Annotated in this window: 8 protein-coding genes; 2 read left to right on the forward strand and 6 right to left on the reverse strand. The window is 35.8% G+C overall.

The genetic code is table 11. The annotated features are described in order from the left end of the window. Positions 1-105: 105 nt before the first annotated feature. Positions 106-2,121 carry a transglutaminase domain-containing protein gene (locus tag CZ225_RS22095; RefSeq protein ID WP_077155528.1) on the reverse strand — a complete coding sequence of 672 codons (2,016 nt, stop codon included), beginning with the start codon at positions 2,119-2,121 and terminating at the stop codon, positions 106-108. 402 nt (positions 2,122-2,523) lie between these two features. Then, entirely contained in the window at positions 2,524-4,329 is a 1,806-nt protein-coding gene (locus CZ225_RS22100; protein WP_077155529.1) for an AMP-dependent synthetase/ligase, read from the reverse strand. A gap of 110 nt (positions 4,330-4,439) precedes the next feature. Between CZ225_RS22100 and CZ225_RS22105 the strand changes: the two genes are divergently transcribed. Both CZ225_RS22105 and CZ225_RS22110 read left to right on the forward strand, forming a co-directional pair. Continuing rightward, positions 4,440-5,507, forward strand: coding sequence for a M20 family metallo-hydrolase (locus CZ225_RS22105; protein WP_077155530.1), 1,068 nt, complete (start codon positions 4,440-4,442; stop codon positions 5,505-5,507). A 156-nt stretch (positions 5,508-5,663) separates the two neighbouring features. Next, on the forward strand, positions 5,664-6,146 hold the full coding sequence (locus CZ225_RS22110; RefSeq protein WP_234983112.1) for a helix-turn-helix transcriptional regulator: 483 nt from the start codon (positions 5,664-5,666) through the stop codon (positions 6,144-6,146). 1,904 nt (positions 6,147-8,050) lie between these two features. On the opposite strand, the gene CZ225_RS22120 is transcribed toward CZ225_RS22110, so the two are convergent. The 4 genes from CZ225_RS22120 to CZ225_RS22135 all read right to left on the reverse strand — a co-directional run bounded on the left by CZ225_RS22120 (position 8,051) and on the right by CZ225_RS22135 (position 13,111). After that, a complete protein-coding gene (locus CZ225_RS22120; RefSeq protein ID WP_077155532.1) occupies positions 8,051-10,930 on the reverse strand; it encodes a glutaminase family protein in 2,880 nt (959 codons plus the stop codon). Positions 10,931-11,304: 374 nt separating this feature from the next. After that, positions 11,305-11,706, reverse strand: coding sequence for a magnetosome magnetite crystal formation protein family (locus CZ225_RS22125; protein ID WP_077155533.1), 402 nt, complete (start codon positions 11,704-11,706; stop codon positions 11,305-11,307). A gap of 57 nt (positions 11,707-11,763) precedes the next feature. Beyond that, positions 11,764-12,453, reverse strand: coding sequence for a hypothetical protein (locus CZ225_RS22130; RefSeq protein ID WP_129585852.1), 690 nt, complete (start codon positions 12,451-12,453; stop codon positions 11,764-11,766). A gap of 22 nt (positions 12,454-12,475) precedes the next feature. Beyond that, complete coding sequence (locus CZ225_RS22135) at positions 12,476-13,111, reverse strand: hypothetical protein (RefSeq protein ID WP_077155535.1); 636 nt, start codon at positions 13,109-13,111, stop codon at positions 12,476-12,478. Positions 13,112-13,685: the final 574 nt, after the last annotated feature.

Below are 13,685 nucleotides of genomic sequence, written 5' to 3' on the forward strand. Positions count from 1 at the left end.
TCACAAGCAACAAGAGCAACCAGTATTCCTACAAGGAATAAAGGAAATTTTAATTTCTTCATTTCTACTTTCATTTAGTTAAACAATATTTTATTATAAACTTCATTATTTCCAAACCTGCTTTCCATTTTCATAGGCAAAAATTCTTTCCTGCGTACCACGAGAATAATTTTTCAATAGTAATAAAGCATTAACAGGAACATCTTTATAGACCAAAGTATCTGCCTTGGAAATCTGTACACCAAAAGAATCCCATTTATCCCTTCCAATACAGCAAAATAATTCGTATTCATCTCCCGGACGTATATAATTATCATAGTTACGAGGCGTATAAACAATCCTCCCTATCCGCTTAGGACTGCCTAAATCTAAACCAGCCCAGCCACTGGAAGCCGCCAAACAATCGAAAGATGTCTCTGTATTACCATCGAACACATTCGGATATTCATGTGAACCATCTTTTTGATAACAACCGGGAGTCCCCATCGCTCTCCCTTTCAATGGAATAGTATCATTAACTGCATAAAAAGTAATTTCAGCCACATTACAATGTGCCTCCTCAGGACCAACATAACGAATATAGCGATAAGGTTTCACAGAATTAAGATAAACAACTGTTTGTAACCGTTCCGGTTTACGCCCTATCATATGTATGATCTCCTTCTGCTGAAAAGCCGGATCATTACTCACTTCAAAAGTTCCTCCAAGCATACGATTTTGAAACTTTTCTTCCGATTGCAACGGGTACTTGGAAAACAAAGTAACATCTTGCACACTATCTAATGGAGTGAAGAAATGAAATTCATTAGAAATTGTCACTTCAAACGGATCAGTCCAAAAACGGAGATGCCCTTGCTCATAAGTAGCTACACGCATTACAGGTCCTCTTTGTATATTTGAAAAAACTAAATTTTGCCCGTCAAATTCGGTCCATGCTACAGGCTCCCAACTCATCCGGCTACTAGCACAAAGATAAGCAATACGCGAATGTGGTTTACCCTTATAAATTAACTTCGACGGAATCTTCAACTCTTTCTTATAACTTTTTGCATATAAATCTGTAACATCAATAACATGAGGACTTTTAAAAAAAGGAACAACAACAGAATCTAGTTTTTGCATTTCCTCTTTCATATCACAATTAAGACTAAAAGTATTACGATAGACTTTTATCTTAGAGGAACCATATATCTTGCTATTTCGTACTTCTTTCAAAGCGTCTAGAAATTCCTGATAATACAAGTCACCATACCTACCGGAAAATGATACCCATTGGTGACCGTCATTTCCATCACCATGAATTGGCATAAAATCGATAGCACAGGGAATTCCCAAGGCACGACATACATATACAACATAATCGGAAAGTTCCCGACAGCTTCCTGTTCTGTTCTGAGCGACCTCCGGTCCTACATGGGGAAGTTCAGGAGGAACAGTTGTTGTGAAAAACTTACTCCTTTTACGCAAAGAATCCAGCAGACAACGTGCTGCAACAGCCGGATCATCTTTATCAACTATATCTGAAATACGGAAAGAATCAAGCAAATGATTATATTTATGATATATATCTTCACGCCAATCACTCAATGTCTCATCCGCAATACGATACGGAAGAATATACTCACAAAAATCTGTAAATGATACATTTTTTCCCCAAGGTTGTTCATACCAAACCTTAAATGCCCATTCAATATTATTACATAAATAAGCAGAATCGACTGTTTCAATATCCTTATAGGATTGCAAAGAGTCCAGATGAAAAGGCCCATACATATAATAGACCGAATCGACCACCGCTCGAGGAGTAATATTGGTACCGCGAGTTTCACGCAACAACGAATAGAAAGTAAGATACTGCTCCAAGCGTCCACCTTTATAATATGTATAATATGGCATATTTTCTATCAGGAAACAAGCTGCACGATATTTAAGACTATCTGCCGGATGTAACCGATAATAAGACAAAACTTTTTCAAGCTCAGGCCGATTATTTTTAGCTTGTTGAAGAGCTATATCTAATAAAGAAGGTATATGTGACTCCTTTCTTATCTCTGAACAAGAATAGAAACTAACTATTATTGTAAGCAAAGAAATAAAAATCAATTTTATTGGTGTTTTCATTTTATATCTGATTTAGTCAACACAAACAGACATATACAACTTTTTCACAAATGTACGAAACATATTACTAACAAACAAGACAGTGTTACATTCAGTTTCTTAGAATCAACTGATTATAAATCTAATATAGCACACAGCCATTTACTCTAGGAGGGATATTGTAACATTCCGGATATATCAATCTGAACCATTTCTTTCAGAATACTATAATAAATAAGGTATTTACAATAAAACATATAAGAAGCAGAAAACCTACAAGCCAATAGTTATATTCCAACTCTCGATGAGAAAATAGAGCGAAATAAGAGGGACAATATTCCTAACTTACAAATTATAAATAAAGCTGCCTTATTTTTTAAGACAGCCTTATCCATCATTCTTTAGCCGAAAATATGTTATCAATTACTCCTCGTACATTTTCTCAATCACATCTTTATAATTAACAGCCACAACAGAACGCTTTAATTTTAAAGTATTAGTCAATTCCCCACGTTCCATACTAAACGGTTCGGCGAGCAAAGTAAATCGTTTAATCTGCTCATAATGGGCAAACTGCTGTTGCAACGTCTCAATTCGTGCATGGAACAGACCTTGAACTTTAGGATGCAGTAAAAGTTCATTCATATTCTTATATTCAATTCCCTTTTCTTTTGCATACTCCTTTACCAATCCATATACCGGAACGATCAACGCGGAAACAAACTTACGTTGATCGGCAATAATCGCAATCTGATCAATGTAACGGTCAATAACCAGTTTTGTTTCCAAAGCTTGCGGAGCAACGTACTTACCATTCGATGTTTTAAACAAATCTTTAATACGTTCTGTCAGATAAAGTTGTCCGTTCTTAAAATAACCGGCATCTCCCGTATGGAACCAACCTTCAGAATCAATAGCAGCTGCGGTTTCCTCAGCTTTTCTGTAGTATCCTTTGGTAATACTTTTACCACGAAGCAGAATCTCATCATTATCTCCGATCTTCACTTCCAATCCCGGCAATACTACACCCACCGAACCGATATCGTAACCAATTGGCAATGTACACGAAACAGTAGCTGTAGATTCAGTCAATCCGTATCCCACTACCATGTTAATCCCTACAGAGTGTACAAATTCATTAATTTCATCGGGAACAGCCGCTCCGGCAGTCGGAAAGAAGTTACCATTCTCAATACCGATTGTTTTTTTCAGCAATGAATAAATAGTCTTCTCGTAAAACTTATATTTAAGCTGGTTCATCACTGGAGGAGTCTTTCCCAGACGCAGATAATCCAGGTTATGAACTTTACCAACCCTGATAGCATCCAACATTAATGCTTTCTTCACGCCGGTAGTCTCATTAATTTTCTCTTGCACACCGGCATACACTTTCTCCCAAAAACGGGGAACACTGCACATCAATGTCGGACGAATTTCTTTAATCGTAGTCTGAATATCAGCAGGACGAAGATTAATACAAATCTGTACCCCTTTATGAATACAGAGATAACACCATGCCTTCTCAAAAACGTGTGTCAGCGGAAGGAAATTCATGGAAACATCTTTATCCGACATCGTAGTCAAACGTTCGTCATGCGTATGAAACTGTTCCAGATAGCAAGAATGATGCAACATCACCCCTTTAGGTTCTCCGGTAGTACCGGAAGTATAAAGAATATTTGCCAGATCGTCATAAGACGCACGTGCTGTACGCTCTTCTACAATTTGGTTACGAGGAAGTCCTTCTCCCATCGCCATAAACTCATCAAAATAGATAGAAGATACATCGCGCGGATCTTTTACCACAGAACGATCGAAAATTATCAATTGTTTCAGAGATGAGCAAAAGCCGAAAATACTGAAAGCTGAATCATACTGATATTGTTCTCCGACAAAAAGATAGCGGATTTGCGCATCATTAATAATATATTGTGCTTGTGCAGGCGAACTCGTTGCATAAAAAGGAATAGTCACAGCCCGATTTGCAAAAGCTCCGAAGTCTACATAAAACCATTCGGGCATATTCTGTGAGAAAATACCTATATTCTCTTGTTCTTCGATTTCCAATGCAACAAACGCATTTGCCGCTTGTCTTACAGTTTGCGAAAACTGGTTCCAAGTGATTGGAAGCCATTGTGCTGTCTCGTAGTCCCGGTATTTCAGTGCTACCTTGTCGCCATACTTTTCAGCCTGACGATGCACCAAGACAGATAAATGATGATAAGTCATACGCTTTGTATTAATAAATATGCTACAAAGGTATTAGTTTTATTTGAAACAATTGCGCAAAACGACTATCTTTGTGCAATTTAAAGTACTATCTAAAATCAATCTACACAATGAACTATGATATTTCGTCTATGGCGGCAGAGGCTGTAAGTCTGCTCAAATCACTAATCAGCATTCCTTCGCTCAGCCGCGAAGAAACCCAAGCTGCTGATTTTTTACAGAATTATATCGAAGCCGAAGGGATCCAGGCAGGACGTAAAGGAAACAACATCTGGTGTCTTAGCCCAATGTTCGACCTGAAAAAGCCAACGATCCTGCTCAATTCTCATATTGACACTGTAAAACCAGTAAACGGCTGGCGCAAAGACCCGTATACCCCACGCGAAGAAAATGGGAAACTGTATGGATTGGGAAGTAATGATGCCGGAGCAAGTGTAGTCTCTCTCTTACAGGTGTTCCTGCAACTATGTCGAACTTCACAAAGCTATAATCTGATATATTTGGCTTCCTGCGAAGAAGAAGTATCCGGTAAAAATGGAATTGAAAGTGTATTGCCGGGACTACCTCCGATAAACTTTGCAATTGTAGGTGAACCCACAGAGATGCAACCTGCTATTGCCGAAAAAGGATTAATGGTACTGGATGTCACAGCCACAGGAAAGGCTGGTCATGCCGCACGCAATGAAGGCGATAATGCAATATATAAAGTATTGGACGATATCAAATGGTTTCGCGATTATCAATTTGAGAAAGAATCTCCTTTGCTGGGACCTGTGAAAATGAGTGTTACAGTCATTAATGCCGGCACACAACATAATGTAGTTCCTGATAAATGTACATTTGTTGTTGATATCCGTAGCAATGAGCTTTATTCTAATGAAGAATTGTTTGCAGTAATCAAGAAGCATATTTCCTGTGATGCTCAGGCGCGTTCTTTCCGTCTCAACTCATCGCGGATTGATGAAAAACATCCGTTTGTGCAAAAGGCAGTGAAGCTGGGACGTGCACCGTTTGGTTCTCCCACCTTATCGGATCAAGCATTAATGCCCTTTTCATCGGTGAAAATCGGTCCGGGACGCTCTTCACGTTCACATACTGCTGAAGAATATATTATGTTGAAAGAGATAGAAGAAGCTATCGGAATCTATCTGGAATTACTCGACGGACTAAAATTATAAATTGACCGATCAAATAAAACTGGAATTATCAGCTCCCTTCTATTGATTCCAACCAGCAAACCGTGTACAAATCACCTCACAGGCCATTTGTACACGGTTAAAATATAATCTTTCACAGATTCACACTCTATATTTGCCAAAAAAATAAGATCAATTATGGGAATTATTTTGGGAATTATCTATTGTACTTTAATCACACTATTTGCATTCTTCATCAGTAGAAAAGTCGTCCGACGTGCTTTGGCAAAATCAGAACATGCAGCCCAAGCTGTTGCATTGGATGTTTATATGAATTCTCTCCAAGGGAAGAACAATAGTACTGTAGACGAGAACGAAATAAATCAGTTACTACATTCCCCATCCAGATTGACTAAAGAGAACTGGAACCGCCTGGAAATATACATAAACCAGTCACAAGATTATTTTGCCGCAAAATTACGTCAAAACTACCCTTCGCTTACCGAAGACGATATTCATATCATCTTATTAATGCGAATGGGATTGGATCATAAAGAGATTGCAATATTCTGTAATATATTGATGAGTTCACTACGAACAAGACGCAGTCGCCTAAAAAAGAAAATGAAAGCAGATTGCGATTCCATATCAGATTTCATTAGAGAGCTTTATAAAGACTAGCAAAATACAATTTCAGAACACTATAAAAAAACAAATATGAAAAGTTTCCTTCTATTTCTATCAGAGATTACTATAACAGTGAGTGGCATGATACTCATTCAGTTTTTTTGTCCCATTAATATAGACATTCTAATTTTTGCTATAACGGGAATCTTATCAATTGCCATCTTTGTACTCTATACATACATTATGGACAAAACATTACTACCGAAGATAAAAAGAATACTTATAATTACTTTGGCGACAATCCTTTGTACTGTATTTATCTTTTTAGTATATAAATATTTAGTAAAAAGAGAACTGAATACGTTTGCAGCATTATATTTCACTACGACATCCATGATAGGTAATTTTTATCTAAAATACATTTATGCGCCTAAAAAGACTAAATCATAAAAGAATGGCGGCAGACTGATTATTTATTATCTTCATCCAAGCTTACTTAATTAACCGATGGTATCAATTATTTGCTGTTCTTCCATTCGGTCTAAAAATTCCACATACAAAATATTATGCAATACAAAAATAATGTTTCTACTCCATAATAATAGGTTTATACCTCATTCATTTGTTTTTTCTCATTTCGGATCTCATCTTCAATAATCTATATGATATCCTTATATATAATATAAGTTATGCTTAGAATTATAAGATAGGTGCTTCTCCAATAAACCCAAATAACAAGACAGCAATATCTTCACATCACTTATCGAAGAATAATCAGTACCAAAGGGTTATAACCATAAAGTGAAAAGGTTTTTCCTTCAGTCATATTTTTGCATATTCTCCTATCATACAAGCACTTGCATTGCGCCATCTTTTTCTATTATTTTCGAACCTATTTACTGGAGACTTGTAAGCTCTTTGGGTTTTGACTCTTTACTTATCACGAGGCAAAACTAAAAGACGCATAAGGGTCTTTATGAGAAAGAGAAAGAAGATTCATTTTATTTCACTGATCAGCAGCACAATATCTAAAATATGAATGATGAAGGAAAATCTGTTTTTATATCATCAAACTAATCATATTTCCAAGAAAAAGATTGAGAAGCCTATATTCAAACATCCCATAGTTTGAAAAAAACACCGAAGTGAATGAAAACAAACTTCCCATAGATTGAGTAGGGATAAATCGCCCCCTACTTCAATTATCATTGACCAATTATTTATGCTGTAAATGGCCGTCACAATTCTATGATTTATGCAATCGAATTCTAGTATATCATTCAACCCAAACACCTATATCTTTCCCTTGACTCTCCTATATCATTCACACAACTCTTGTACATCATTGGTGTAACTCTTATATATCTCTCAAGTAACTCTTATAGACGAAATCTAATAGAAATTAGTAATCTGAAAAAGTACACATAAAACAGAATGGAACAACGATCAGTTCGATAAGAAAAGTACAAGAGAAAAAAGGCTGGCAGGAACTACAACCATGAATAACTTCTTCCTCCGAATAGAGTCTAGTAAACAAGTTACAACTCCGGTCCGATATGGAAGATGATCTTCACAACATAAAACATGTTTCCCCCATGTTGTTCCTGCCAAACCTAATATCTACATATTAAAACAATTATTTTCTATTAAGAAAACAAGCTTCTTTTTATTTCAAGCTATTCACTGAACCTGCTTGATCTGGAAATAACAAGATAACTCAATAAACTAACACCATGAATGATCTCATCTTGTTATTTTGTTGTTGCAAAGATAGGGCAATTTTAATAGCCAGACAAGGGGGTGTTACAGAACAAATTCCAATATATCTCTGATTATAAACAAATTACCAAATCAATAATTTATTATTAGAACCCTATTGTAACATTCCAAACCAATTCTTGACATACACTTGAACTAATATTTCTATTTTTGAGCAAATATTTCCATTGGATATTTGTTTATTTCTGTTCTAATAACCTAATGAAGTACCCTCCCACCACTGAACGCCCGCGAAAGTCTACAATAGTTGCACGATCCGTATTTATAAAATCTGCCATTGGCACACGATCTTTAGTCTCATTCATAAACTTATGAATTGGTAGAATAAACTTGCGGAACGTCGTACTATCTGTACTCAATGAGCCTGTCCATACCGTCCAATCAGTTTTCGTATAACTATGTCTGCTATCCAACGGACAACCAAACTCATTCATCTTAGTCAGGTAGAAATCCATTTCCTTCTGGATAACCCTCTCCGGGAAAAGATTCAAGTCAAGCAATCTATCCCATACCAAATTATATTTCATTCCCCAACTATCCGGTTGGTCGAAAGCTAAACGATAATGGTCTCCGGCATAAGCAGATTCCTCCCATTCCTTAACCATCTCACGGGCAACATCCATATATTTCTTCGCCTCTTCTTTCTTATTTAGCATTTCCGCTAACTTTGCATACGAAGCAATACCTAAAATACTTTTAGCAGATAAATTAGCATGGTGATGACATCCCCCTGCAAAATTATCCGTTGTCAATTGATCCCCTGTATCCGTGCCAATTTCCAATAAATACTCTGCCCAATGCGTCAGTGTCTCCCAATGCTTTTCCGCATACGAAGCATTATTCTCCATTTTGGCAATGGCAGCAGTCATTATCAAAGCATTTCCTGCTTCTTCCACAGGCATATCACCGCCTACCGTTTGTCCGTTCACAATCGGATAACCACCGAGATCATGCACAGGGTAAGGTTTCCCCCATTTCCCACTTTCACTATAATAAAAGAAAGGATTCAACATCGCTTCCACCAACTTTGGATTATAACGAAGATAAAGCGGAGAAGCCGGATAATATTCATCGACCGGTCCCACCTGCGGAGTAAAATAAAGCAATTCACCTTCTGGTGATTCGGACATTTGAAAAGCAGAGACCGATTGTCGATAAGCCAAAGCACAAAGCTCAGCATATTCTTTTCCTCCGACACGATAAGCATCTGCCATTAATTGGCGATCAAATTCGTAACATTTAGCCATCACCTCTTTATATTCCTCTTCCGCTTCCACATATAAATCCTCTATAGTCTTTTCTCCATCCTTATTCCAATAAGGGAGCAAATCGTCACCAAAATAAGCCATCGTATACAAACCATCAAATGCAGCAGTCAGGTGTTGAGGAAAATCGCTATCCACATCCAACTTCTGTGCAAATGCGGCATAACGCTTTTCATTCGACTTTCTCATCTGTTTCAGATCACCTTCTTTCATAAAGTAGGCACGCATTTCAGCAGCGTCTCCCTGCGCACAAGTGACATCATCCTTCGTTCCTAAATAGAAATATCCCCATGCACGATCTTCCCTTTCTTTATTTACCCATAGTTTCTGATTCTCTTTTCCGGTTTTCATCAATGCCAATCCATCTTTCTCATACATCTGCGTAGATTGTCCGGCGTCAAATGCTTTGTGTGGGTCTATTTCAAAATAGATAGCAACATCGTGTTCGTTATTGTCTAATGCCTTAGCCTGATAAGAGATGTAATTAACGGGACGGGCAAGAGTTTCTAAATCATCGAGTAAATAAGGAGCAGTAAAACTAAGTTTCAATTCCACGTCTCCACATTCAAATGTATAGTGTGTCTGCGTAGCCTGTACATCTACGGATTTTTGCCTGGCTTCCTTCGATTCGGCATATAAACCGAAATCTACCAATGCACCTCCCATCCGGTTCTCGCAATGGGCAGCGATCACTGCCTGCCCGTCTTTCATGGTATCTACAATCGAATCCGGAATATTCACTCTCAAGTCACTCTTCCATTCATATCCGGTACTAACCAACTGCATTCCATTTACATACAATTGGAAGACATCATCATGAGAATAACGTAAATAGATCTGCTTATTCTTTACCAATGACGGATCGAACGTTAACTTCCGCCTCACCCAGATGTTGGGTGAAAACCACGGTGTATGGACATTTCGCTGGTCACTGGTACCAAAAGCAGCCTGCCCCTCAGTCCATGCAGTATCATCAAATCCAGCTGTTTCCCAATTTTCTTTAGGTCGTTCCATCGTATATTTTCCAGTCCATTCCTTTTCATAAGAAATAGGAGCTAACGTTTCAACAGGAATAGTCGGTTCTTCTGCAAAAAGTCCAAAGTCTACCAATCCTCCTCCTTCACGGTTTTCACAATGGGCAGCAAGTATGGCCTTTCCCCCTTTCATAGTTTGTAAAATAGAATCGGGAACTTCCACTTTAAAGTTTGCTCCCCAATCATAGCCGGTACTCACCAATTGTTTTCCATTGATGTATAATTGAAATACATCATCGTGGGAATAACGTAGATAAATCTTCTTATGCTCCAACAAATACGGATCTATATCCACTTCCCTACGTACCCAAATATCAGATGATACCCATTGCGTTTTTGCTTCCCACATTCCAGGAGTACCAAATGCACCTTCAGATACCTGCCAACGTTTGTCATCAAATCCTGGCTGTTCCCATCCTTCGTCGGGAACCAGACAGGTGAACTTAGCTTCCCACTTTTCATGATCAAGTGCCATTGGAGCGATAGCTTGCATCGATAGTTCTTTACTCCCCATAAAACGATACACAACACCATCTACTCGTAAGAATCCTATAAAAGGCAGTTGTTTACTACCACCAAAAGTTACATTCTGATTATTCAATTCATCTGTCATAGACCACACTTTCATATGTGGATGCAGTGTCAATAACGGATAAGCAGGTGCACGAAGATTATTTTTAGTCGTTTCATCAGAATACGGCGTACTTTTACAAGCTCCTAAAAAAATAGAGAAAAAGCAAATAATAACTTTTATTTTCATACCAAAGAATGCAAAAAATCTGGGTTCAAGAAAACATCCGCATTACAAGAATGCTAAAAATAAGTTTACAACAAATAAAAGAAGTAATTCCACTCTTTTCATAATGAATAAATTCAATTTATATGAAACTATTTCTTATTGGTAGTATTCCGACTATTTATGATCGTTTTATCGTTCATTTTCAACCGTGAGATTATGAGTCGGGAGAATACAATTACTCGATACAATGCTTTGAGAGTGGAATATCTTCCCCTTATAGCTCCAATCCAATTCCAAATAAAGCAGATTCTGACATTTTCATAGAATCGGCATTTGATTATCGCAATAAAATCTTCGGTCAATTTCCCGGAATTTACCATTTGACAAACTAAGTATCAAATTTTATTTGTTTTATTACGAAAAAAAGGAATGATTGTTGGATATGCAATATATGCCTTGCGTGTTAAAGCTATTCGAACAACTACAAATAATGGATAACATATCCAAATAAGAAAAGCAAACCCCATTATATATAGCACTATATCATAATGTTGCGAAGGCAAATCCTTCCACTTTATCAAATCATTTGTTGTATTTACCCAAAACGCTATATATACACCATAAAAAATTATATCAAATAGCAACTGAAAATTCAATAATGCACGCACCTGCTTATCAAAAAACACATCTACTGGGGCTTTATTTATCTTCCAGTATATATAAGGTATTAGAACTGTACCAAACGGAATAAAGGCACCCAACATCACACATAAATGCAAATAAATAACATTCTTCATATAAAATATTTAAATTATTAATAACAAATAGAGAGTACCAATGATTATCACATTAGATTAAATACAATGAATCGCACAGGCTGATACTATAGCTGCAGTACATGACTCAAGGAAAAAATCACCCACGGTACACATCAAATTACATTCTGGATCTGCATTGCATGCATCTTGAGCTATCTTTAAACACTTAGCAACACAAGTAATATAACCTTCATCTTCAGACGGCCATTCTGTACGAGTTTTTATTTGAGGCTTTTCAGTATAAGAAACATCTACTATTTTTATAGTAAATAGATTTGCATCTACTTTTTTATATTCTAAAGTAGCAATATACTTTTTATTCATACCATAGATTTTTGTTTCCCCACCATTTTCTAATGAGAAATTGCTCCTATCTTCAAATAGTGCTTCGCTAATTTTACTATCTTTCTTTTGAAACACAAATAAGTTACCTTCTAAACCATCTTTCGAAACAGGAATTACATAAATATTAGCATTTCTATTATCACGATTAATTACAGTTTTTCTGGTTTTAACATTTTCATCTTCCAAGTTAAACTGCCTTTTAAAATTCAAATATTTTTTCGTTTCAATATAATTTACAAACGATTCACTTTCACTATTTACTGTCTGTTGAGATGATTCTTCAATAAAATCATATTCATCATTAGAACAAGCAACAACAACAGCAATCGTACAAAACAAACAGATCGCCATTGTTAAGAATAAACATTTTTTCATTTTCATACTTTTTTAATTATTAAATATATCATTCAGAACTCTCTATATACATTTTTACGTAATTCAGATATTGAAGTGTCATTTTTTTCTCTCTATTAATAGGAAAGAATAAAAATCTCCTCAATAAATTTGAATCCAAAAGAAATACATATGGTCTATTCTCCATATCCATATTTTCATCTAATTCATCTATCATATAAATAGGACCATCAATACAAAACATTTCTTTAAAAAACTTAACTTCTCGACTATTTGAATAATCTGTCACATATAAAATTTTGTTATTGGAGATTTCAGCCATTAATATATTATTGAGAAATTCCACACAACTATAACAATTATTACGACTTATTCTAAATACAATTATTGGAGCATCTTTCAAAAGTTTAGAGATTCTAATCGAGTTAAAAGACTCATCCTTAACAACCAAATCTTGCATTTGATCAGTATTATTATAAGTATATGATAATTGAATATTTTCTGCCATATTCAAATTTTTCTTCTCTAATTTGAGTATAGAGTCTTTTAATTGTATATTTTCTTTTCTCTGTATAGTGACTAACTTCTTTTCTCTCATAATTTGCAGACTCACAAATGTCAATGTTCCTAATACCAAGAGAAAAGAAACATAAAACAAACCTTTATTTATAAAATTCTGTTTCATAATAATTCCAACAATCAAATAAGTATTAATTTTATTAATGGTTTCATCATCTCAGACATATATATCTATTTTATAATTAATAAAGCGTCTCATAGTTTCTAAGTTACAACTATTTACTCCTCTTAAACTATTGTTATAACATTCGCAAAGATACAGGCATTTGAAACATCTCACAAGAGTCTGTTACACATCCCCCAACAAGTTCATTGATTATCAACGTATTAAATCACGGGATGATATTATATACATATATATTGTAACAAAAAACATATCCCCCAATTCATAATTGAACAAATATTGTTGTTCATTTTGAGACAATATTCTCCTAAAAAATAATTATCTCACCTTTTGGACTTGGACTATCCAACAATTATCTTCTATTATTTTGCTAGAAGTTTCCCCCACAAAAAGAAGATAAATAAATACTTTTTGTACATAAGACATCCGATAAGACTTCACTTTCTTCACAACTTCTACAATGTCAATGCACAAAGAGTACATAAAAAGAAGTCAATAATACAACAAATCCAAAGCTTCATATTCTATTAGAAAGAAAATAAACTATACCCGTTGG

This window comes from Bacteroides bouchesdurhonensis (assembly GCF_900155865.1).
GTDB lineage: Bacteria > Bacteroidota > Bacteroidia > Bacteroidales > Bacteroidaceae > Bacteroides > Bacteroides bouchesdurhonensis.